This is a genomic window from Rhodococcus sp. OAS809 (genome assembly GCF_040546695.1).
GTDB lineage: Bacteria > Actinomycetota > Actinomycetes > Mycobacteriales > Mycobacteriaceae > Rhodococcus_F > Rhodococcus_F qingshengii.
Window position 1 is genome coordinate 3,080,768 of sequence record NZ_JBEPOI010000002.1, and the last position, 22,988, is coordinate 3,103,755.

General features: G+C 62.2%; 22 protein-coding genes and 1 pseudogene. 16 read left to right on the forward strand and 7 right to left on the reverse strand.

Features of this window, described 5'->3' with window-relative positions:
- Positions 1–10: 10 nt before the first annotated feature.
- The 8 genes from ABIE52_RS17365 to ABIE52_RS17400 all read left to right on the forward strand — a co-directional run bounded on the left by ABIE52_RS17365 (position 11) and on the right by ABIE52_RS17400 (position 8,404).
- A complete protein-coding gene (locus ABIE52_RS17365) occupies positions 11–1,552 on the forward strand; it encodes a FadD3 family acyl-CoA ligase (RefSeq protein ID WP_021332413.1) in 1,542 nt (513 codons plus the stop codon).
- Entirely contained in the window at positions 1,549–2,421 is an 873-nt protein-coding gene (locus ABIE52_RS17370; RefSeq protein ID WP_007734183.1) for an enoyl-CoA hydratase, read from the forward strand. Before ABIE52_RS17365 ends, ABIE52_RS17370 begins: the two co-directional genes overlap by 4 nt.
- Positions 2,421–3,581, forward strand: coding sequence for an acyl-CoA dehydrogenase family protein (locus ABIE52_RS17375; RefSeq protein WP_007734181.1), 1,161 nt, complete (start codon positions 2,421–2,423; stop codon positions 3,579–3,581). Before ABIE52_RS17370 ends, ABIE52_RS17375 begins: the two co-directional genes overlap by 1 nt.
- Positions 3,578–4,543: an acyl-CoA dehydrogenase family protein gene (locus ABIE52_RS17380; protein WP_007734178.1), complete on the forward strand. Its 966-nt coding sequence runs from the start codon at positions 3,578–3,580 to the stop codon at positions 4,541–4,543. The genes ABIE52_RS17375 and ABIE52_RS17380 overlap by 4 nt, the downstream gene beginning before the upstream one ends.
- Positions 4,540–5,592, forward strand: a complete 1,053-nt coding sequence (locus ABIE52_RS17385; RefSeq protein ID WP_136471303.1) for an acyl-CoA dehydrogenase family protein — start codon at positions 4,540–4,542, stop codon at positions 5,590–5,592. The genes ABIE52_RS17380 and ABIE52_RS17385 overlap by 4 nt, the downstream gene beginning before the upstream one ends.
- Positions 5,593–5,738: 146 nt before the next feature.
- A complete protein-coding gene (locus ABIE52_RS17390) occupies positions 5,739–6,503 on the forward strand; it encodes an SDR family NAD(P)-dependent oxidoreductase (protein ID WP_054827265.1) in 765 nt (254 codons plus the stop codon).
- A gap of 122 nt (positions 6,504–6,625) precedes the next feature.
- Entirely contained in the window at positions 6,626–7,291 is a 666-nt protein-coding gene (locus tag ABIE52_RS17395) for a hypothetical protein (RefSeq protein ID WP_073512013.1), read from the forward strand.
- Positions 7,292–7,516: 225 nt separating this feature from the next.
- On the forward strand, positions 7,517–8,404 hold the full coding sequence (locus ABIE52_RS17400; RefSeq protein ID WP_161120944.1) for an alpha/beta fold hydrolase: 888 nt from the start codon (positions 7,517–7,519) through the stop codon (positions 8,402–8,404).
- A gap of 1 nt (position 8,405) precedes the next feature.
- Here ABIE52_RS17400 and ABIE52_RS17405 read toward each other — a convergent pair whose 3' ends face one another.
- Together ABIE52_RS17405 and ABIE52_RS17410 are read right to left on the reverse strand one after the other, a co-directional pair.
- Complete coding sequence (locus tag ABIE52_RS17405; RefSeq protein WP_003945542.1) at positions 8,406–9,224, reverse strand: HAD family hydrolase; 819 nt, start codon at positions 9,222–9,224, stop codon at positions 8,406–8,408.
- Between the two features lie 62 nt (positions 9,225–9,286).
- Positions 9,287–9,757 carry a MarR family winged helix-turn-helix transcriptional regulator gene (locus ABIE52_RS17410; protein WP_042449445.1) on the reverse strand — a complete coding sequence of 157 codons (471 nt, stop codon included), beginning with the start codon at positions 9,755–9,757 and terminating at the stop codon, positions 9,287–9,289.
- Between the two features lie 111 nt (positions 9,758–9,868).
- Here ABIE52_RS17410 and ABIE52_RS17415 point away from each other — a divergent pair, with 111 nt between their 5' ends.
- Genes ABIE52_RS17415 through ABIE52_RS17425 form a run of 3 tightly spaced genes read left to right on the forward strand, consistent with a single transcriptional unit; the run spans position 9,869 to position 12,258 of the window.
- A complete protein-coding gene (locus ABIE52_RS17415; protein WP_007734170.1) occupies positions 9,869–10,366 on the forward strand; it encodes a VOC family protein in 498 nt (165 codons plus the stop codon).
- 37 nt (positions 10,367–10,403) lie between these two features.
- Entirely contained in the window at positions 10,404–11,192 is a 789-nt protein-coding gene (locus ABIE52_RS17420) for a pirin family protein (RefSeq protein WP_020906267.1), read from the forward strand.
- A 1-nt stretch (position 11,193) separates the two neighbouring features.
- Entirely contained in the window at positions 11,194–12,258 is a 1,065-nt protein-coding gene (locus ABIE52_RS17425; protein ID WP_192711937.1) for a maleylacetate reductase, read from the forward strand.
- Between the two features lie 7 nt (positions 12,259–12,265).
- Here ABIE52_RS17425 and ABIE52_RS17430 read toward each other — a convergent pair whose 3' ends face one another.
- Complete coding sequence (locus tag ABIE52_RS17430) at positions 12,266–12,787, reverse strand: Lrp/AsnC family transcriptional regulator (protein ID WP_019746936.1); 522 nt, start codon at positions 12,785–12,787, stop codon at positions 12,266–12,268.
- A 109-nt stretch (positions 12,788–12,896) separates the two neighbouring features.
- Here ABIE52_RS17430 and ald point away from each other — a divergent pair, with 109 nt between their 5' ends.
- Positions 12,897–13,997, forward strand: coding sequence for an alanine dehydrogenase (gene ald / locus ABIE52_RS17435; RefSeq protein ID WP_003945541.1), 1,101 nt, complete (start codon positions 12,897–12,899; stop codon positions 13,995–13,997).
- Between the two features lie 68 nt (positions 13,998–14,065).
- Positions 14,066–14,941: an aldo/keto reductase gene (locus tag ABIE52_RS17440; RefSeq protein WP_007734162.1), complete on the forward strand. Its 876-nt coding sequence runs from the start codon at positions 14,066–14,068 to the stop codon at positions 14,939–14,941.
- On the opposite strand, the gene ABIE52_RS17445 is transcribed toward ABIE52_RS17440, so the two are convergent.
- From ABIE52_RS17445 to ABIE52_RS17455, 3 genes are all read right to left on the reverse strand, one after another.
- Positions 14,942–16,192 carry an NADH:flavin oxidoreductase/NADH oxidase family protein gene (locus ABIE52_RS17445; protein WP_007734160.1) on the reverse strand — a complete coding sequence of 417 codons (1,251 nt, stop codon included), beginning with the start codon at positions 16,190–16,192 and terminating at the stop codon, positions 14,942–14,944.
- Between the two features lie 28 nt (positions 16,193–16,220).
- Positions 16,221–16,718 carry an SRPBCC family protein gene (locus ABIE52_RS17450; RefSeq protein ID WP_354541580.1) on the reverse strand — a complete coding sequence of 166 codons (498 nt, stop codon included), beginning with the start codon at positions 16,716–16,718 and terminating at the stop codon, positions 16,221–16,223.
- Positions 16,719–16,797: 79 nt separating this feature from the next.
- Entirely contained in the window at positions 16,798–17,373 is a 576-nt protein-coding gene (locus tag ABIE52_RS17455; RefSeq protein ID WP_007734151.1) for a TetR/AcrR family transcriptional regulator, read from the reverse strand.
- An 85-nt stretch (positions 17,374–17,458) separates the two neighbouring features.
- On the opposite strand from ABIE52_RS17455, the pseudogene ABIE52_RS17460 reads away from it, so the two are divergent.
- The 3 genes and pseudogenes from ABIE52_RS17460 (at position 17,459) to ABIE52_RS17470 (ending at position 21,074) form a co-directional block, all read left to right on the forward strand.
- Positions 17,459–17,918 (forward strand): annotated as a pseudogene (locus ABIE52_RS17460) (PaaI family thioesterase).
- A 287-nt stretch (positions 17,919–18,205) separates the two neighbouring features.
- Complete coding sequence (locus tag ABIE52_RS17465) at positions 18,206–19,507, forward strand: TrpB-like pyridoxal phosphate-dependent enzyme (protein ID WP_003945451.1); 1,302 nt, start codon at positions 18,206–18,208, stop codon at positions 19,505–19,507.
- 142 nt (positions 19,508–19,649) lie between these two features.
- Entirely contained in the window at positions 19,650–21,074 is a 1,425-nt protein-coding gene (locus ABIE52_RS17470; RefSeq protein WP_192711936.1) for an outer membrane protein assembly factor BamB family protein, read from the forward strand.
- A gap of 642 nt (positions 21,075–21,716) precedes the next feature.
- Here the strand turns inward: ABIE52_RS17470 and ABIE52_RS17475 are convergent.
- Positions 21,717–22,934, reverse strand: a complete 1,218-nt coding sequence (locus ABIE52_RS17475; protein WP_003945591.1) for a PucR family transcriptional regulator — start codon at positions 22,932–22,934, stop codon at positions 21,717–21,719.
- Positions 22,935–22,988: the final 54 nt, after the last annotated feature.

Genomic DNA, 22,988 nt, shown 5'->3' on the forward strand with positions numbered 1-22,988 from the left:
TAGGAGTCCAGTGACCGAACAACCGAGAACCATCCCATCAGCCCTCATCCGGGCCGCCGAGGAGTTCGGTGAGCGCGCGGCTATCGCCGATGGCGACACCCGACTGACCTTCGCACAGCTACATCAGCGCGTCCGCGATTTCGCCGGCGCACTGATCAACCGTGGGGTGAAGGCAGGCGACCGCGTCGTCATCTGGGCGCCCAACACGTACCACTGGGTGATCGCCCTGCTCGGCGCTCAGTACGCCGGCGCAGCCATCATCCCGATCAACACGCGCTACACCGGCACCGAAGCACTCGACATCATCGAGCGCGTCGACGCAGCTGCCCTGGTGGTCGTCGGCACGTTCCTCAAGGCCGACCGGTACCAGCAGTTGCTCGACGCCAATCCGGACCTGAGGATCCCCACCGTCATCCAGGTACCGATCGACGGGGACGACGACCGTGACGGCGTCATCGAGTTCGAGGACTTCCTCGCGCTCGCCACCGACGCCGCCCGCACCGAAGCCGACGCGCGTGCTGCGAAGGTGCAGCCAGACGACGTCAGCGACATCCTCTTCACCTCCGGCACCACGGGGCGCAGCAAGGGTGCGATCACCGCGCATCGTCAGTCCATCGCTGTCGCCAAGTCGTGGGGTGAATGCGCCGAGGTCACCGCCGACGACAACTTCCTCATCATCAGCCCGTTCTTCCACACCTTCGGGTACAAGGCCGGAATCCTGGTCTGCCTGTTGAACGGTGCGACGATCGTGCCGGTGTCCGTCTTCAACATCGACGACACCCTCGCATTGGTCAGCAGCGAGAAGATCAGCATCCTGCCCGGCGCCCCGACGATCTACCAGACCATCCTCGATCATCCCCGCCGCAGCGAATACGACCTGTCCTCGCTCCGCATCGCGATCACGGGCGCAGCACCCGTGCCGGTTGCTCTCGTCGAGCGCATGCAAGCAGAGCTTTTCGACGCCGTCCTCACGGCATACGGTTTGACCGAGGCAGTGGTTGCGACCATGTGCCGCACCGACGACGACCCGGTCACCGTCTCCACCAGTTCCGGCCGCGCGACAGCCGATTTCGAGGTCAAGATCGGCGACCAAGGCGAGATCCTGCTTCGCGGACCGAACGTCATGCTCGGGTACCTCGACGACCCGGAATCCACCGCCAAGGCAATCGACGTCGACGGCTGGCTGCACACCGGAGACGTCGGAACCCTCGACGAGCGCGGATATCTCGACATCACCGACCGTCTGAAAGACATGTACGTCAGCGGCGGATTCAACGTCTACCCCGCCGAGATCGAGGGCATGTTGGCTCGCCTGCCCGGCGTCCACGAGTCTGCTGCCATCGGCATCCCCGATCACCGGATGGGAGAGGTGGGCCGCGTCTACATCGCCCAACTCGACGGTGCCGGCCTCACCGAAGAGTCGGTGATCGCTTTCCTCAAGGAGAAGATCGCAGGCTTCAAGGTGCCTCGCGAGGTGCGCTTCGTCGATCACCTGCCTCGTAACCCTTCGGGCAAGGTCCTCAAAACGGTTCTGCGCGAGGAACAATCATGACCGTTCCCTTCGAAGCCGACGTCGTGACCTACGAGGTTCGTGACTCGGTCGCCGTCGTGACCTTGAATCGACCCGACTACCGCAACGCCCAGAACTCGGTGGTCACGTACGCCCTCGACGCGGCATTCCAGCGCGCCGTCGAAGACGACGAGGTGAAGGTGATCGTCCTGGCAGGCAACGGACCTCACTTCAGTGCCGGTCACGACCTGGGAACTCCGGGACGCGACCATCACGTCGAGTACGAGAACAAGGCCACCATGTGGTGGGATCACGTCGACAAGCCAGGCGGTGACCAGCGTTTCGCCCGCGAGATGGAGGTCTACCTGGGCATGTGCCGCCGTTGGCGGGAGATCCCCAAGCCCACCATCGCGATGGTGCAAGGCGCCTGCATTGCCGGCGGGCTCATGCTCGCCTGGGTCTGCGACATGATCGTTGCGGCCGACGACGCCTTCTTCTCCGATCCCGTTGTCCGCATGGGCATCCCCGGCGTCGAATACTTCGCGCACCCGTGGATGGTCGGTTCACGATTCGCCAAGGAAATGCTCTTCACCGGCGATCGGTTCACCGCGCAACGTGCATACGAAATCGGCATGGTGAACCGCGTCGTCGCCCGCAAGCATCTCGAGAAGGAGACGTTCGAGCTCGCCGGACGTATCGCCGAGATGCCGCGCTTCGGACTGGCTTTGACCAAGAAGGCCGTCAATCAGTGCGAGGATCAGATGGGGATGCGCAACGGCATCGACTCCGTCTTCGGTCTGCATCACTTCGCTCACGCTCACAACGCCGAAGTCGGCAAAGACTCGCTTGGTGGTCTCGACGCCAAAGCTATGGCTGCCAGTGCTCGCGCACCGCAGGAAGGAACAAACTAGTGGATCTCGTATTCGACGACGCCACAACCGCATTCCGTGACGAGGTTCGCTCGTTCCTGGAAGCGAATGTGCCCGCGACTCCCCTGAAGTCGATGGATACCGCCGAAGGCTTCGAAGAGCACCGTCAGTGGGAGCACACGCTCGCCGATGCCGGCTACGCCGTCGTCTCCTGGCCCAAGGAACTCGGCGGACGCGATGCGTCCCTGCTCGAATGGGTCATCTTCGAGGAGGAGTACTACCGCTCGGGCGCGCCCGGCCGCGTAAGCCAGAACGGCATCTTCTTGTTGGCTCCCACACTGTTCGAGCATGCAAATGCCGAGCAGTTGGCTCGCATCATGCCGCGCATGGCTCGTGCCGACGACATCTGGGCCCAGGCCTGGTCCGAGCCCGAGTCCGGTTCCGACCTCGCAAGCCTGCGTTCGAGTGCGAAGAAGGTCGACGGCGGCTGGCTGCTCAACGGTCAGAAGACGTGGAGCTCACGCGCGAGTTACGCCGACTGGGGCTTCGGCTTGTTCCGCTCCGATCCGGATGCGCAGCGCCACAAGGGCATCACGTATTTCATGTTCGACCTCCGGTCGAAGGGTGTCACCGTTCGCCCGATCGATCAGCTCGACGGTGAGCCCGGCTTCGCCGAGATCTTCCTCGAAGACGTCTTCGTTCCGGACGACCCGGCCAACCCAGGTGAGTCGGGTGTGATCGGAAACGTCAACGAAGGTTGGCGGGTCGCGATGAGCACCGCGAGCAACGAGCGTGGTCTCTCGCTGCGCAGCCCCGGCCGCTTTCTCGCCACCGTCGACCGCCTGCTCGAGCTGTACAAGTCCAGCGGACGCACCGACGACAGCGCTCTGCGCAACCAGGTCGCCGACGCCTGGATCGGCGCTCGCGCTTACCAACTCAACACATTCGGCACCGTCACCCGTCTGGCCGACGGTGGACAGCTCGGCGCCGAGTCCTCGATCAACAAGGTCTTCTGGTCCGAGTGGGATATCGCCACCCACGAGACTGCTCTCGAACTTCAGGGCCCTGAAGCCGAGTTGGCCGACAACTGGATGGACGGATACCTGTTCTCCCTGTCCGGCCCGATCTACGCAGGCACCAACGAGATTCAGAAAAACGTCATCGCTGAGCGTCTGCTCGGCCTACCGAAGGCGGACCGATGAGATTCGCGCTCGACTCCTCCCACCAGGACTTCGCTGCAAGCATCGATGCACTGCTGACCAAGTCCGACATGCCCGCCGTCATCCGTTCGTGGAACGACGGTGACACCGAGCCGGGCAAGAAGCTCTGGCAGCGCCTCGCCGAGACCGGCGTCAACGGTCTCGTCATCTCCGAAGAGCACGACGGACTCGGCGCCGACGCCGTCGACCTGGTCGTTGCGCTCGAACAGCTCGGTCGGCACGCAGTACCCGGACCGGTGGTCGAGACCATCGCCGTGGCGCCGACGCTCCTGGCCTCCGTTGCACCGGAACGTCTCTCTGCTCTCGCCGAGGGTTCGCTGGCAACTGTCGCAGCTCCCCCGCGCACACCGTTCGCGCTCGACGCCGATGCGGTGGATCTGGTTCTGCTCGCGCAGGACGGTGCCGTATCACTCGGCGTCCCTGGCGAAGCCAAGGCATCGGTGGATCTCTCCCGCAAGCTCTACGAGGTTTCAGCCGGCGAATCGCTGGGCTCCGCCGACTTCTCGGCCGCCTTCGACATGGGCGCTCTTGCCACTGCCGCGCAGTTGCAGGGCCTGGGCCAGACACTGCTCGAGGTCACCACCGAATACGCGAAGCAGCGCAAGCAGTTCGGCAAGGTCATCGGACAGTTCCAGGCCATGAAGCACCACCTGGCCGAGGTTGCCGTCTCCCTCGAGATGGCTCGCCCCCTGCTGCACGGCGCCGCACTGTCGGTTCGCGATCAGTCGGCCGACGCCTCGCGTGACATCTCTGCGGCCAAGGTCGCGTGCGGGGATGCTGCGTACAAGGCCGCTCGCGTCGGACTCCAGGTTCACGGCGCCATCGGCTACACGATGGAACACGATCTCTCCTTGTGGCTCACCAAGGTACGGGCGCTGCTCACCGCGTGGGGCACACCGTCCGAGCATCGCGCACGCGTCGTCGAAGCGCTGGTTGCATCATGAGCATCGACACCGAAGACCAGGCAGCATTGCGCGCATCGGTACGCGATCTCCTGAGCAAGCATTCCGACTCCGCTGCCGTCCGCGCCGCCATCACCACAGAGATCGGCTACGACGCCGCTTTGTGGAGCAAGCTGTGCGAGCAGATCGGCGTCGCCGCGTTGGCGATTCCGGAGGAGTTCGACGGCGTCGGAGCAGGTTTGGGCGAGGTACACGTGGTCCAGGAGGAATTGGGCCGCACGCTGACCCCGTCACCGATGCTGGGTTCGGCGATTCTTGCCGCACAGGCACTGCTGCTTTCCGGTGACAACGACGCATGCTCGCGACTGCTGCCCGGTGTCGCGTCCGGCGAGAGCACGCTCGCTCTGTGCTGGGCAGGTGCCGCGGGTTGGAGCACCTTCGGCGTCGAGGCAACCGAAGACGCGTTGACCGGCACGGCGTCGTACGTCCTCGACGGACACGTCGCAGACACCCTGCTCGTTCTCACGGCCGACGGGTTCTACGAAGTGGATCCAGCGGCCGAAGGCGTCTCCCGCCGACGCGTCCCCACCATGGATCCGACGCGAACGCTGGCGGAGGTCACGTTCTCCGGTGTTCGTGGTCGGCCACTGGAGTGGTCCGAAGATCTGGTCGATCGGATCCGAACCGTCGTTCTGATCGCCTTGTCCGCGGAACAGGTCGGAGCGGCCGCAGCGATCGTCGAGCAGACCGTCGAATACACCAAGTCGCGCAAGCAGTTCGGTCGCGCGATCGGTTCTTTCCAGGCCCTCAAGCACCGGATGGCCGACATGTACACGTTGGTCGAGACGGCGAGGTCGATGACGTACGCCGCCGTGGCGACGCAGTCGGCCGACGACGCGGCAGTGGCGAAGGTCTACTGCTCGGAAGCCTTGCAGCAGATCACCTCCGAAGCGGTTCAGTTGCACGGCGGAATCGCAATCACCTGGGAGCACGACGCTCAGCTGTACTTCAAGCGTGCACACGGCAGCACTCAGCTTTTCGGTCAGCCGAGCACCTACCTGCCGAGCCTCGCGCAGGCAGCGGGCCTCTAGGAGACGTCGGTGCTTGTTCGCTCGGGATTGCGAGCGAACAAGCACCACTGGTGCCCAGTCAGTGGAATGCCCAGCAGATTAATAGCTCTGGATCGCGCAGAATCGGTCACCAGACAGCTGTCCATCCCACAGACCGGAGTTTTCTCGTGAATCGATTCGACGACAAGCGCGTCCTCATCAGCGGCGCAGGATCCGGAATCGGCCAGGCCACCGTTGCCCGCATCCTGGCAGAAGGTGGCACCGTCGTCGCCGCCGACATTTCCGAGACCGGCCTCGAACAGACGCTGAACACCGCGAAGGACGCCGGCCACTCCGATCGCCTCACCACGGTGAAGGTCGACATCTCCAGCGAAGAGTCTGTTCGCGAACAGGTCGGCGCTGCGCTCAAGGCTCTGGGCGGCCTCGACGTGCTGGTCAATGCGGCGGGCATTCTGCGCTCCGCACACACCCACGAGATGACACTCGATTTCTGGAACACCGTCATCGGCGTCAACCTCACCGGAACATTCCTCATGACGAGGGAGTCCCTGCCGGCACTGCTCGAAAGCGGGGCAGGCGTCGTGGTCAACTTCAGTTCCACGTCGGCCACCTTCGCCCACCCGTATATGACGGCATATGCAGCGTCGAAGGGCGGAATCCAATCCTTCACGCACGCACTTGCACTCGAGTACAGCAAGCAGGGCCTTCGCGCCGTGGCCGTCGCACCCGGCAGCATCGCTTCGGGCATGACCTCCGATCCCGGCTTCCCGGCCGACATCGACTTCACGCTGCTCGGCAAGCTGGCCCCGGCAATCGGTGAGGGTTTCGCTCCCCCGTCCGCGGTCGCCGGCGTGATCGCGATGCTCGCTTCCGAGGACGGCTCGTTTGTCACCGGAACGGAAATCCGCATCGACGGCGGCACGCATATGTGACCACTTGCTGTGCGCCTTTATTAACCGCCGGCGGTTAATAAAGGCGCACAGCAGCGAGGCGGCATACTTATCTCGTCGCCCGGAACCGGTCCGGCGGTACGACGTGCGGTGGGGAGCCAGCGGTGAGCGAGTCAACAGGCACTACGAACCTCGAGCCCGTGCTGATCAGTCCCGTCGTCGGCGGAAAGATCCGCACCTGGTCCGAGGACGAGACCCGCTTGTGGAGCGTCGACGATCCCGCGGCGCTCGGCGCACTGTTGGGACGCGGTCTCGTAGCCCGTACGACCCTGCCGGACAACAAGTTCCGAGAGGTTGCGTTTCTGGATACCCAGACCCAGGCCCTCACTGTGCAGCCGCGCTTCGCTTCCCCTGACAGCACTGCACTTGCCGCACCGTTCAAGCTCACCGAGGCGTCGGCCCCGACGTCCGACGCTTGGGAAGATCTCGAATCGGTACTCGCGTCGGTCGCGATCTCCGCTGCTGGACGTGGCGAATTCTGGCTCGCGGAACTCGGCGGGTGGGATGCTCCGCACGAGCCGAACTGCCTCTTCACGACCGTCGACGAATCGGGACTGGCCAACGCGGTCATGGAGGCCACCCCCGCGCCCGCCGGAACCGGCGTCTGGCCGGAGGTTCCGAGCGGACAAACCGGCGTTTCCGTTTCGGCACCAGCCTCACAGGACACCATCGAGGCTGCCGGAATCTTCGCGGTATCAGCGATCGAGACGTGGGGCGTCACACCGTGGGACATCAACCTCACTTTCGGCAAACTGGTCGATTTCGCCTGATCAGCGGCGCCGACACGCGGCGGTGAGTTGTACGTCTCCCCTCAGCCGACGGCTCACGGTTCGTCACAACACGCCCGATGGCGACGACATCGGGCCCCTCGGTGGGCATACTGAGGGAACTGGGGTTACTCCCGGTCACAAATACCCGCGGATCCGCGTCAGGGCGGGTGCGGTCCGACAACACGCGAGCAGCCACAGACACTGGCGGCTCCGAAAGGTTCAATCATGGCAACCGACCAATTACAGACGGTTGTATTGCACGGCGACCAGCTCAAGTACGTCGACCAAGGCAGTGGCCCCGTTGTGGTGCTCATTCACGGCCTACTGGGCGCGCACTCCAATTGGGAGCCGCAGATCGAGACGCTCTCGCGTCATTACCGCGTGATCGCCCCTGATCTCTTCGGACATGGTGCGTCGGACAAGCCTGCCGGCGACTATTCACTCAGTGCTCACGCCGCCACTGTGCGCGATCTTCTCGTAGCCCTCGACATTCCATCGGCCACCCTGGTCGGCCACTCCCTCGGTGGTGGGATCGCGATGCAGACGCTGTATCTCTTCCCCGAGCGTGTGGAGCGACTGTGCCTGGTAGCCAGCGGCGGACTCGGCCCCGAGGTGAGCCCACTCCTGCGCGCAGCAACTCTGCCCGGCAGCGAACTGGTACTTCCCGTCCTCGCGTCGAGGACGCTGACCGACGTGACAGACAAAGCGCTCGGACTTTTCAACAAGGTCGGCCTGTTCAAGCTCGGTGCCAGCGCGAGTGAGGCCCGTAAGAGCTTTGCTTCGGTGTCGGACGCGTCGACGCGTCAGGCATTTCTGGCGACGGCACGATCGGTCATCAATTACAACGGTCAAACCGTCAATGCCACTCCGCATTTCGCCAACTTCAAGAATCTGCAGGCACTACTGGTGTGGGGTGAGGAAGACACCATCATCCCCAACGCCCACACCGAGAACGCTCGCGCCGAACTACCGCTGGGGCGGGTGGAGATCTTCAAGCGCGCCGGACATTTCCCGCACCTTGACTACCCGGATCGCTTCGACCGCGTCTTCTCCGAATTCATGACGGACTGCGGAGTCGGTATCGGCACCGGACCCAAGGCCGTCAGCAGCTGAACTAGCTCCCCGCAACCAGCTCTTCGAGGTAGCTCGCCACCCCGTCCTCGTCGTTCGTGGGCAAAATTCGGTCGGCGAGCTCGATGACCTCGGCTCTGGCGTTGGCGGGCGCCAGAGCCGTTCCGGCCCAGGTCAGCATGGCAACGTCGTTGAAGGCGTCACCGGCCGCGGCCACTTCCGACGCGTCGATGCCGTCGATCGCGCACAACTGCGCGAGAGCGCTGGCCTTCGAGACGCCCGCCGCTGCCATTTCCATGTACGGGGCCCCGGAGTGGGTCAACTCCACACCCTCGATACCCGCAGCGACCGCTGTTCGGTACAGGTCGGCGCTGGGAACCTCGGCATGCCGGGCCACGATCTTGACCATCGGCTCCACGTCCAGCGGCAGCGTATCGGCGAGCACCATCTCGTGCAGGTGCCGGTGATGGTCCGCGAACTCGCACAGAGCGGCATACTCCGGCTCGGCAAAGAACTGCGTGGGTCCGACGTTCGCGAACACTACGCCAGGAATCAGAGCACGAACCTGCTCCATAGCTGTTGCAGCCAAAGATGTTTCGATCGAAACGGTGTCGACGATCTCCGGAGTCCCGTCCGCCAGGTCGAGAATGACAGCTCCGTTGGCACACACAGCTTTACCGCGAAATCCGCACGAGCTCGCCAACGTGTGTACCGAATGCCTGGCCCGGGCCGTCGCCCACACAACTTCGATCCCCGCGAGCCGCGCGTTCTCCATGGCCTGCGCGGTGCGCGCCGAAATCGTTCGGTCGGAGCGCAGCAGGGTGCCGTCGAGGTCGGTTGCGAACATACGAATACGGGTCACCAGACAATGATGGCAGTCCGTTCGCAGCCCTCACCAACTACGTGACATGGGCCGTTGCTCTGTCAATTACTTGCTTGGGCCTCGAGAAGGTGCCGACGCATCTCACCGAAGACCACACCCAGCCGCTCGACATCTCGCGGGCTCAGCAGGTCGAACATGCTCTCCCGTACAGCGGCCACGTGCGCCGGGCTTGCCGACGCCAATTTCTCGGCACCCGAGTCGGTCAGCTCCGCATTAGCGCCCCTCTTGTCGTCGACACACTCGACCCGGCGCACCCACCCGGCACCGACCAGCCGATTGACGGCCCTGGTCACACCACTTCGGGTCGCCATCACAGCATCGGCGAGCTCACTCATGCGCAGTTGCCGCCCAGGCGCTTCGGATAGAGCAACCAACAGTTCGAAGTCCGTGAACGAAATGTCGGAGTCTCGCACCAACTGCTGATCGAGAACACGCTGGAGCAGTCGGGTCGAGTCCAGGTAAGCCCGCCAGGCCGTTTGCTCCGAGTCGCTCAACCACCGCGTCGATTCCATGACACCAGCATATCCGAAGTAGTTGACAACGAAATCAAATGATCTATTCTCAATGTAGTTGATCAGTCAACTACCTGTTCGAAGAGAAGGTTCAACCGAGAGGCGGGCGCTATGAGCGACAACAACGCAGTGCAGTTCGAGGAACGCCGGGCCGAGATCAGGGATCGACATCTGCTCCCCGCCGACAAACGACCCGCATCGACCGCACGCGGCCTGCACCATACGGCCCTGATCAGCAGTGACGTCGAACGAACCGTGAAGTTCTATCAAGATCTCCTCGGCTTCCCTCTCACCGAGCTGATCGAGAACCGCGACTATCCCGGGTCTTCGCACTTCTTCTTCGACATCGGCAACGGGAACCTCCTGGCCTTCTTCGATTTCCCGGGACTCGACGTGGGCCCGTACCAAGAAGTACTCGGCGGCCTCCACCACATCGCGATCAGCGTCGAACCTGCCAAGTGGGCGAAGCTACGTACCAGACTGACCGAGGCCGGCGTCGAACTGATCGAGCACAGTGAGGTTTCGCTGTACTTCCGCGATCCCGACGGCGCTCGACTCGAACTGATCGCAGACCCACTCGGTGAGATGTACGGCAATCACGTCCTCTGAAAACTTGCTCTCCCCCATACCATTCGGAAGGCACACCATGACCTCCACTCTGTCTCAGCCGAACCTCGATATCCGTCGATCCGGGGATCGCTTCAAGTCCAATGCCGGCTGGCTGGACTCGAAGCACTCGTTCTCGTTCAGCAATCACTACGACCCGAAGAACACTCACCACGGTCTTCTCCTGGTCAACAACGACGACATCGTCACGCCCGGAATGGGATTCGACACCCACCCGCACCAGGACATGGAGATCGTCACCTGGGTACTGAGAGGTTCTCTCGTACATCAGGATTCGATGGGGCATTCGGGCGTCATCTACCCCGGTCTCGCCCAGCGGATGAGCGCTGGAACGGGAATCCTGCATTCGGAGAAGAACGATTCGTGGCGACTCGGTGACGTGGCGGGTGCGCATTCCGACAAGCACAGCGACCCGGTTCACTTCATCCAGATGTGGGTCGTCCCCGACGAGGCCGGAATCACGCCCGGATACGAGCAGTTGGAGATCGACGCCGAATTGCTTGCCGGTGGACTGGTTCCCGTCGCGTCGGGCATGGACGCGTACGCCGATCACTCGGCAATCCGGATCAAGAACAAGTACGCCGCGATGCACGTTGCGCGTCTGCAACCCGGACAGCCCGTGACCCTGCCCGACGCACCGTTCCTGCACGTTTTTGTCGCCGACGGTCAGGCCGCCATGGAAGGCGTCGGAGTGCTCGAACAAGGTGACGCGGTACGCGTGTCCGGCGGCGGAGGTCAGCAGCTCAGCTCCGATACCGGGGCAGAGGTCATCGTCTGGGAAATGCACGCCACCGTTTCGCAGGGATGACATGAAGCCCTTCTCGTACGACGCTTCACCGGCTCGAATCGTCTTCGGCCAAGGGATGATCGATACGATCGCCGAAGAAGTGCGGCGGCTCGGCCGTAGCCGAGTGATGGTGCTGGCAAGTCGTCGACTCGACGCGGTTGCCGCCGCCGTGACCGAATCTCTCGGCGACATGGCGGTGGTCCGCTTCGACGGCGCTGTGATGCATACTCCGATCGAAGTCACGACAGCCGCGCTGAGACTTGCCGAGAACCATCACGTCGACACGGTCGTCGCGATCGGCGGCGGTTCGGCAACCGGGTTGTCCAAGGCATTGGCACTACGAGCGGGGTTCGATCAGATCGTCGTTCCGACAACGTACGCGGGATCAGAAGTCACTCCGGTGTTGGGTGAAACAGAGAACGGACGCAAGACAACTCGCTCCTCTCCCCACATCAGACCGGAAACCGTCATCTACGACGTCGACCTCACTCTCGATCTGCCGCTGGATACCACCGCCACCAGTGCCGTCAACGCGATGGCGCATGCGGTTGAAGCGTTGTACTCCACCGAGTCCAACCCGATCACGGACTTGATGGCGATCGAGGCGATCTCCGGGATCGCCCGTGCGCTGCCGAGCATTGTCGATGATCCGAAAAATCTGGAAGGTAGGGCCGAACTACTGCAAGCAGCCTGGTTGGCCGGAACCTGCTTGGGCACGGTCGGTATGGGGCTTCATCACAAGTTGTGCCACACCCTCGGTGGCAGCTTCGGTTTGCCGCATGCTCCCACCCACACCGTTGTCCTCCCCCACGCGATGGCATTCAACGCGCCTGCTGTCCCGGATGTGATGTCGCGAATAGCGACTGCTCTGGGCGCATCCGACGCCGCCACCGGCGTTTTCGACCTCGTCACCTCGTGCGGCGGACCGACCACTCTGCGAGAACTGGGAATGAGTCACGATCAAATCGAAAATGCAGTCGAACTCGCCACCTCCGCCGCGTATCCGAATCCGCGTGAGATCACCCCGCCGGGCCTGAGCGAACTCCTCGAGAACGCCTGGTCCGGGCGTCGACCCGCCATCAGGTGAGAACTAATCAGGCAGTACCGCCTCGAGGCCTGACGTGTTCGAAGATCAGAATCGTCTCGGTCGCAGCAACCGCTGGATGTGCCGAGAGATTGTTGACGACGAAGTCACGCAACTGCGCCGAATCCGTCGTTGCGACGTGCAGCATGTAGTCGTCGACACCGGCCACGAAATACACGTTGAGCACGGAGTCCAGCTTGGCGAAGTCGTCACCGAGCCGGTTGAGGTGCGACCGCGCGTTGGCCTGCAGTCGAACTGCGATCATCGCCTGCAGATCCATTCCTAGAGCGGCGGGGTCGATGTCCGCATGGAATCCCCTGATCACACCGTTGTCCACCAAGGCGCGCACACGTCCGAGGCATGTCGACGGCGCAATTCCCGCGATCGCGGCCAGCGCATTGTTCGGAATCCTCGCGTCTTTCGCCAGCTCTTCGAGCAGAACCCGGTCGACCTCGTCCAACTTCACGGCAGCCCGAACATGCTTCGGCGAGGCAGCCGTCTGAATACCGATTTTTGAACTTTCACGCACCATGCATACAGCGTAGAGAATTATCTTCACTTCTCTTCACTATCTGGCGACGAAACTTCATGCTTGGCACCTGCCATTCGAAGAAACAACAGACTCAGTTCGGAGCCGTGTCATGAAGGTCGGAATCCCCCGCGAGATCAAAAACCACGAGTACCGCGTGGCCATCAGCCCAGCAGGCGTCCACGAACTGGTCGGCCGAGGGCACGAGGTCGTCATCGAAACGGGTGCAGGCGTCGGCTCCTCGTTCAGTGACGAGGATTTCAAGGCCGCGGGCGCGCAGATCCTCGGATCTGCCGATCAGGTCTGGACGGACGCAGATCTACTCCTGAAGGTCAAAGAACCTATTGCAGAAGAGTATTCACGACTCCGTAAGGATCAGGTGCTCTTCACCTACCTGCACCTGGCGGCGTCGAAGGAATGCACCGACGCGCTCCTGACGTCGAAGACCACCTCCATCGCCTACGAAACAGTTGTCGGTTCCGACGGTTCACTGCCCCTCCTCGCCCCGATGAGTGAAGTAGCCGGACGCCTGGCACCGCAGGCGGGCGCCTATCACTTGATGCGTCACGGCGGCGGACGCGGAGTTCTGATGGGCGGCGTCCCCGGAGTGCGCCCCGCCAAGGTCGTGGTGATCGGTGCGGGAGTCTCCGGCAAGAACGCCATCGCCGTGGCCTACGGCATGCAGGCCGACGTCACCGTTCTCGATCTGTCGATCGCGCGCCTGCGGGAAATCGACGAACTGTACCACGGCCAGGTCAAGACCATCACGTCCAACAGCCTCGAACTCGAACAGGCAGTACTCGACGCCGACCTGGTCATCGGCGCAGTGCTGGTCCCCGGGGCGAAGGCGCCGACTCTCGTCTCCAACAGCCTGGTGGCGCGTATGAAGCCGGGTTCTGTCCTGGTCGACATCGCCATCGACCAGGGCGGCTGCTTCGAGGATTCACACGCGACCACGCACGCCGATCCGACGTACCAGGTTCACGGTTCGGTCTTCTACTGCGTTGCGAACATGCCCGGAGCGGTCCCCCGTACGTCCACCTACGCACTCACCAACGCGACGCTTCCGTACGTCGTCGCCTTGGCCGACAAGGGGTGGAAGGACGCGGTCGCGACAGTTCCCGGCCTGGGGTCAGGTCTGAGCACACACGACGGCCTGCTCCTGTCCGACAGTGTTGCAGCGGCGCATGGGTACTCGGCTACCACTCTCTGACCCAGGCAGCTCTGACCCAGGCAGCTCTGACCCAGGCAAGGACAGCTCGAGATCGCTAGCCTTGATCCATGAGCATTCCTGACATCACGCTGAATTCCGGAACCACGATCCCGCAACTCGGCCTCGGAGTCTGGCAGGCCACCAACGACGAAACCGAGCATGCAGTACGGTTCGCACTCGACGAGGCCGGCTACCGGCACATCGACACCGCTGCCGCCTACGGAAACGAAGAGGGCGTCGGACGAGGTATCGCCAACTCGTCCGTCGCGCGAGAGGACATCTTCCTCACCACGAAGCTGTGGAATGCGGATCAGGGCTACGAGCCGGCGTTGAAGGCTTTCGACACCAGCATCGACAAGCTGGGCGTCGACTACGTCGATCTCTACCTCATCCACTGGCCTCTGCAGGACAACGACCGACTCCTCCGCACGTGGGACGCACTCGAAAAGATCGCGGAATCGGGCCGCGCCAAGGCAATCGGGGTGTGCAACTTCGAGCCGCATCATCTGCAGCTTCTCGTCGAACGCGGTGGATTGTTGCCCGCAGTCGATCAGGTGGAACTGCATCCGCACCTCACGCAGCACGCCATTCGCGACAAGGCCGCCGAGCACGGGATCAAGGTCGAATCGTGGAGCCCACTCGGCGGTACCAGTAACGCAGGTTGGGGTAAGGCGTCCAAGCCCAACACCCTGCTCACCGACCCGATCATCACTCGAATCGGTGACCGCCACAGCAAGACTGCCGCGCAGGTCCTGATCCGTTGGCACCTTCAGAACGGCCTGATCGTCATCCCGAAATCCGTACACGATGCTCGAATCGCTCAGAACATCGACGTATTCGACTTCGAACTCACCGATCTCGACCTGAGCGAAATCGATACGCTCGACGACGGCACCCGCGTCGGCGCGCATCCCGATGAACTCAACATCGGTGCACCGAACTGATCAAGCCGCTCGTTTGGTGGGGCGAAGCGCATCGAATCCGTTTCGCCTCACCATCGTTCCGAGGGTCTTCCACCACGGCCGAGCCGGATCCGGCTCGCTTCCGTCGCCCATCCGGTGCAGCTGATCGGTATGCCACTGCAGGTCGAGTGCACCGTCGAGCATCGAGATGTCGGCAACCTTCCCCAACAACTTCCGCGCTCCGAACTCAACAGTCGGCACGGTCAATCGTTCCCGATCCGATTCCAGGAGAACGGTTGCCGCGTCGGGGATCGTGATCGTCGGCCGGCCGAGGCCGATCACGTCGCACGCGCCGGAAGCCAGTGCCTCGACCATCGCCGATCGCGAGCGGAAGCCGCCGGTGACCGCCAAGGGAATGTCGCCGGCAATCGCTCGGACTGTCTCGGCGTACTCGAGGAAATATGCCTCTCGATCGCGAGTGCTCTGCTTCTGCGCTTTACCCATCATGGCCGGCGATTCATAACTGCCACCGCTGATCTCGATGAGATCCACCGACTCTTCGGTCAACGCGCGCACTACTTCTCGCGACTCGTCTTCCGAGAATCCACCTCGTTGGAAATCAGCCGAGTTGAGCTTGACCGAGACCGCGAATCCCGGAGCAACGGCAGAGCGTATGCGCCGAACGATCTCGATCAGAAAGCGTCGTCGACGCTCAGGATCTCCACCCCACTCGTCCGTCCGCTGATTGGACAAGGGCGAAAGGAACTGCGCAACAAGATAACCGTGCGCTGCGTGTATCTGCACGCCCCCGAAGCCGGAGGACTCGGCGACGCGAGCGGTTTCCGCGAACTTGTCGATGATCTCGTCGATCTCAGCGGTCGAGAGTTCTCGCGGCGTCGCCATTCCCGGAATCTTCAGCGCGATCGCGCTCGGGGCGACCGGTCTACCTCTGCTGGCAATCGGGTTGGATTGCCGCCCTGGGTGGTTCAGCTGCATCCAGATCTCGGCGCCGCCGTTCTTGGCGGTCTTGGCCCAGGCAGTCAGTGCTTCGGCATCACGATCGTCGTCGACGACGACATTACCCGGTTCGGCGATCTGCGATCGATCGACCATGACATTGCCGGTGATCAGCAAACCGAACCCGCCACTGCCCCAACGACCGTACAGCGTTTCCAAGCGAGTGGACGGTCCATGAGTGCGGTCACCCAGAGCCTCGCTGAGCGCAGCTTTCATGGTCCGATTCCGCAGGATCTGCCCGCAGGGCAAAGTCAACGATTCTCCGAGTGTGGTCATGGATGCCTCTCGTATGAAGGGAAGAAAGTCAATGGCGTGGCGCAGAACCGAAGTGCCGCTTGGTATCGCGCACGAAGCTCGAGAAGATCAGTGAGTTGACCGGTAGCCCGCCACGCACCGCGAGCGACAGCTTCGGACGCGGCGAGAATGCAAAATTCCACTGCAGTCTCGAACCCACTGCGAGCTCGTCGACGCGGTAGTCCTCCGCGAAGGATTGGAACAGCGGAACATTGGACTGTTCGACGTAAAACGAGTGCCGACGCGTTTCGTCGTCCCAGGTGATGAACTTTTCGCGCATCTGCATCGCACCACCGCCCACCTCCGCGATTCGGCGCGTGCCGACGCCGTAGGGGCGCGGCGAGGTGTAGTGCACTTTTGTGAGCAGTCGGCACCACGACAAAGGCTCGTCGGCGGTCAGACCGGCCCAGACGGCGTCAGGTTCGGCGGCGAGATCGATCGAGTACGTGAAGATATGCGGTGCCGTGTCGAAGAAATCGACACCGACGCGGTTCGAGGTCGAACCAATGTGTCATCGCCTACTCCTGCCCAATTAGCCGTTACATGAAGTTACGGATACTTGACGACCGAAGTCAACCCCCGAAGGCTCAGCGGGACCAAGCCTCAGAACGAGAGAGCCCCTGCAGTGAAGCGATGACCTGTTCGAGCGGCTCGATACTTCGAGTCGTCTGGCACACCGCCACTGCACCTTCGACCGACGTGATCGTCAGGTTTGCCATCGATTTTGCCTGCACTGCAGGATAACCCGCAGTTTCGAGTTGCGATTCGATCAACTTCTGCCATCCCAGCATGACCTCAGCCGACACTTCCGCGACTTCCGGCTCACTGGCACGCGCCAACCCGCCGGCAATCACCGGGCAGCCGATCGCGAAGTCCGAGCGTGTGAGATTGAGTCGCCAGATGTCTCCGACCGCTTCGATCACGTCGGCCGTGGAACCGGTAGCCGCAGCCGAGCTGATCCGTCTGGTGATGATCGCACCGGCCGCGCGCACGGCTTCGACCATCAACTCGGTCTTACCGCCAGGAAAGTGGTGGTAGATCGACCCACGGGGTGCGCCGCTGTGCTTGATGACGTCGCTGAAGGACGTCGCGTCGACACCGTTGCGGCTGATCAGTTCAACCGCACTGCGAATCATGCGATCACGTGAGCTCAGCTCTGCCATGTCACAGATCCTTCGGCCGTCGGTACACCTGTCGACTCATACGCTACGTTATGTATGACGACCTACATAGTGATGGGATGAAACAATGAGTGACGAGACAACCGCGACCGTCGATCCGGCGCAGATGACAGGCCTCGAACTTCTCCGCTGGATGGGAACGCAGGTCAACGACCGACCCAGCATCGGACGCCTCCTCGGCATGGAGATGCGCGAGGTCAACGAAGGATCCGTGAGCTTCGCCCTGACCCCGCGTGCCGATTTCAGCAACCCGCTCGGCACTGTTCACGGCGGCATCTGCGCAACGCTGCTCGATTCGGTCATGGGCATGCGCGGTACACACGATGCTTCCCGCGGGCGTCGGCTACACGACCCTCGAACTCAAGCTCAACTACATCCGCACTGTGCCTCTCGACGGTGACGAGCTGACAGCCCACGGCAGTGTCATTCACGTGGGCGGGCGCACCGCGACCGCAGAGGGCAAGGTCCTCGACAAGAACGGCAAGTTGGTGGCGCATGGAACCACGACGTGCATGATTTTTCGCTGAGCCGACGAAGGATGGCGAGAATGTAGCCGCGCCGACGGAGGATGGCGAGAATGTAGCTGCGCCCGACGTGAGCAGGGTGCGAGTGCCGATGTACGATCGGCTCGTGACCCTGCTCACTGCGCACCTCTGGTGGCCCGACCGCTGACGGTCAGCCGCAACTGCGTGCTGCCCGGACCGATATCGGGTGGTCCAGCAGGCTCCTCTCAGGATCCCCGATCCGGCAAATGCCGTACGCGTCGTCGCTACGACCGCCAAGATCAGGTACCGAATCCACGAAGGAGAGTTAGTTGACCACCACCCCACTCAACCGTTCGCTCGAGCCTTTGGGCGTCTCCATCCCGTCGAAAGTGCCGACGCACTGGTACAACCTGGCGGCTGACCTCCCCGAGCCTGTTCCCCCGCACCTGCATCCGGGCACTCGTGAGCCGCTCGGCCCCGAGGACTTGGCGCCGCTGTTCCCGATGAACCTCATCGCGCAGGAAGTCGCAACCGAGCGCTACATCGAGATCCCGGAGACGGTTCGCGAGATCTACGGCATGTGGAGGCCCTCTCCCCTGTTCCGCGCGCATCGACTCGAGCGCGCTCTCGGCACACCTGCCCGCATCTACTACAAGTACGAAGGCGTGAGCCCGGTCGGTTCACACAAGCCGAATACTGCTGTCGCGCAGGCTTACTACAACGCAATCGAGGGAACCACCAAGCTCACCACCGAAACCGGTGCGGGACAGTGGGGTGCGTCGCTGTCGTTCGCGGGCGCGCTGCTCGGACTCGACGTCGAGGTATGGCAGGTTCGCTCGTCCTTCGATTCGAAGCCGTACCGACGCATCCAGATGGAGGCGTACGGCGGAATCTGTCACCCGTCGCCTTCGGACCTGACGGAAGCCGGACGCGCACTGTTGAAGTCGCATCCCGACACCACCGGCTCGCTCGGTATGGCCATCAGTGAGGCCGTCGAGGTCGCTGCGCAGGATCCGAACACGCACTACTCACTCGGTAGCGTGCTGAACCACGTCATGCTGCACCAGACCGTGATCGGTCAGGAAGCAATGGTCCAGCTCGAAGAAGCCGGCGACGCCGTCCCCGACACCGTGTTCGGTTGCGCCGGCGGCGGTTCCAACCTCGCCGGACTCACCTTCCCGTTCCTGGGACGAAACCTTCGCGAAGGCACCAAGACTCGTCTGGTCGCCTGCGAGCCGTCGGCATGCCCGTCCCTCACCCAGGGCGAGTACCGCTACGACTTCGGTGACGTCGCCGGCCTGACGCCGCTGCTCAAGATGCACACTCTGGGTAAGGATTTCGTACCGCCGGCCATCCATGCCGGTGGCCTCCGCTACCACGGCATGTCGCCGATGGTCTCGCACGCGGTCAACCTCGGACTCATGGATGCAATTGCCGTCGATCAGGACGACGCACTCCAGGCAGGTCTGATTTTCGCCCGCGCCGAAGGAATCATCCCGGCTCCGGAATCAACCCACGCGGTTGCCGGCGCTATCGCTCACGCCCGTGCCGTCACCGAACCCGAGGTGATCGTGATCGGGCTGTCCGGCAACGGTCAGTTGGATCTTCCGGCGTACTCGCCTTACGTCTGACGCCGTCGGTGTGGTGGTCTCGTGCGTACGAGGCCACCACACTTCGTCACACCGAGCACGTGGGCTCGATCTCGCGATCGACATCGTGCCGGCCGTCCGCGAAACGAACCGATCAGTTTGATCGATCGGTTACGGTCTTTCGATGCAGCTTCGGTTGAAGGAACATTGGAAACTGGTCGCACTCGGACTGGCATTGCTCGTGGCGATCGCGTTCATCGTCGTATCGGTAATCTCCGACTCCAGTGATGCGGCATGGCCGAAGCAGAAGACAGGCGGTCCGATCGTCGAGCAAGGCGTTGTCGACGTAGACCTCTCCGATCCTCCGCAACAAGCCTGGGAACTCGATGTCCGAGCGCTCACGGACAACCCCGGGCACGTGCTGCTGTCGATGCCTTCCACGCTCGATAGCTACTACGGCTACGGCAACACGTACCAAGTCGGTGACGTGCTGGTGGCCGCGACTGCTTATCCGCTTCCCAAGACCGACGAGTCTTCGTCGAGTCAGGGAGTCGGTGCCGTCACACTCGTCGGGGTGAATCCCGACGACGGAAGTCCGCTGTGGAAAACGCGAATCGGCGGAGTCATCGGCCAGTGCAGTCAGCAGAACGAATCCACGATCATCGCGTGCTGGGGCGATCGACGGATGATCTTTGTCGATACCGCGACCGGAACTCTGATGTCCGACCTCGGAACCGACTTCGATCTCAATGGCGCCACCATCGCCGGAGACACCGTGTACACGTCCGGCGAAAGGATGGACGGAACGGTTCGAACACGAATTCTTGCCAGCGGCACCACAACCAATTTGACTGCCAACTTCGTGCGTACCTTCGAACCAAGTGAGAAGTTCGGAGCCGTCTACACGGTCCCTCACACCGACACTGTCATTGCGATGGAACAGGGCGACGGCGGGGACCCGCAGTACCGCTATCGAATCTACGATCTGCAGTCCGGCGCCGAACGATTCCGATTCGAGGGCGATTCGCTTGTCCCTACCGGGAACGGATTGTTCCTCACCAGTGTCGGCGGCCGGTCGGGATATGCCGGAACCCAAAACCTCTTGGCTTCCGACGGATCCACGATTCGTGCGATACCGATTCCCTCGTACTCATCGTCGTCCTACCCGAGTAAGCCCTCGACGGCGGTGCCGATGTTTCTCGGCGACGGCGCCTACGATCCGGAGTCGGGTGACGAACTCTGGCGCAGTTCACAAATCGTCAACACCGCGACGGCCGGGACAGGAAGCGCCATCGCCGCAGTGGTAGGAAAAACAATCCTCGTCACGTCGCCGGAGACCCGCACAATCTCGGGTCTCGACGTCGAGAGTGGCCGACAACTGTGGCAAACACCCTGGCAAGACGCGTACTGGGTTCGAAGCGGTGCGACTGATGGCGATCACTTCGTCTTCAGCGACTACACCGGCATGCATTCGATCAGGGCTCGCGACGGAAAGATGATGTGGTCGGTCCCCCTTCCGCCAGAGGTCGATCCGCGCGGAGTCGTCGTCTCGAATGCCGGCAAAAACGTGTCGTTCTCCTGGCAAAACCACTTCACCGTTTGGCGATAGGCCGGCAACATCACCGGTTCAATGTCGTACTGACCAGCCGGCTCAGCAACCAGCAAATGGATAGACGTACAGCCTCGATGGCCACAATCCAGTCTGGCGCGTTTGTTCAATTTCGGGGGAACGATCTCGAACAACTGCATGTATCTCCGCGACTCCGACTTCGGAAAGATCAGACCAGACCTGCGGTGAAGGGGTGCATACGAATCGCACCGACTCAGGTATCTGATCCAATCCAACGATAAAGGGAGCCAACGGGAATGGATGCGAAATCCCCAATTTGCAGTCGGCAACAAATAGTCCAGTTCGCGCGCGAACATCTGCGTACCGGGGGACCGAACTCAGACCAAATTCGTCGTCATTTCGGTTTGCAAAAACGCGCGTTCTTCACGCAGCTCGACACCCATCTGGACGATTCTGCACTTTCAATGCCCGAAAAAGTTGCACTCCGCCGCATCTGCCGACAGGAGGATAGAAGGTGCCCGATCAAACGTATGAACGTCTCAGCAGGTCAAGCCAACCCACCCCGGCCGATGTACGACGCGCTTCCTTTCCCACCCCAGAACCATCATGCTTGACGATCGAAAGCCGCCAACTACGTTGAGCCGCTGGATTCTTCCGCAGTCCCCTCTTCTCGGATCGGGATCATCGGAGATCCAACAGCCGCGCGACTTTCAGGCTCAAATGCAAGGCCAACCGGTCGTCGCCGTTTGCCAAGTCTGCTCGTGTTATCTCCTGAATTCGCCGCAAGCGATAGTACAAGCTCCCTCGATGCACACAGAGCGCCTCTGACGTTCGCTTTACGTCACCGGCATTGTCCAAAAAGCTCTCCAGCGTCGCGAGAAGAGCCTCACTTTTTGAGTCCTCATGGCTGAGCAAGGACTGCAAACCTGAGTGAATACTGTTCTCGAGTCGATCCTCCGACAGTTCGGCCAGTAGTCCGTAGACGCCGAGATCCCGATAACGCACAACATTTCCGAGCACCTTGACGACCTGGGCCACATCTGCGGAACGTCTGGACTCTTCGTAGGATTCGCGCACGTGTGCAACCGAGGTTCGCGGTTCACCGATACCGACCCAACATTCGATGTTCTGGCGCCCACTTTCAGACAAGACTCGCTCCCGGGCTGCCACGATCAGCGAGTCCAGATGGGTTTGAGTCGAGCGTTCGGCCACCGATACGATCAACAGACTGTGGTCGGGGCGGTCGAGTTGGATTGCACTGTTCCGCGGGAGCCTCCGTCGAAGCTGATCGACGCCGACGGCAACACTCAGACGATCTCTTTCGGTCAATGTCGACTGGTCGCCAGGACGGAGCAACACAGTGACCACGACTGCTGGACCCGCAGCCAACAAGCCCTCCTCGGCCAACCTGTTTGCCGCGTCCTCGCGCAGCGACCGCTCGCCCGACAGGACGTCTCGGGTAAGTTCCCGCTCCCGACTTCGGGACAACTCGTCCAGCAACTGTTCGCGGTGGAGGATCATCGCTGCCGCATCAGCCGTGCGCCTCAAGACCTCGGCTTGATCCTCGTCAACTTCGCCCTCCGAAGTCAACAGCCAGACGAAGCCCAGCAGCGCATTGCGGTACCGGATCGGCATCCCGACCCGGCCAAGGGTCAGCCCTAGTTCTTCGTTGACGGGAACAGTGAAGAGATCGAGGGCTTCACGGCCTCCACTCGCGTAGATGAAGTCTACGATCTCGCGTGAAACATTCCGCTGTAGAACGGAATTCATTCTGACTGAATCGACGGCACTGTCATGCGAGTTGTACGCGAGCAGACGAATCTGTACATCATCGATCGCAACGGAACGGTCCAGTCGGCGCCCGGTAGTGTCCACCAAATGCTGCAGTTCTCCGACCATGGTCGAACTGTACGAGCCCCCTCTCCGGTTTGCAACATATGCCCAAATTTCTAC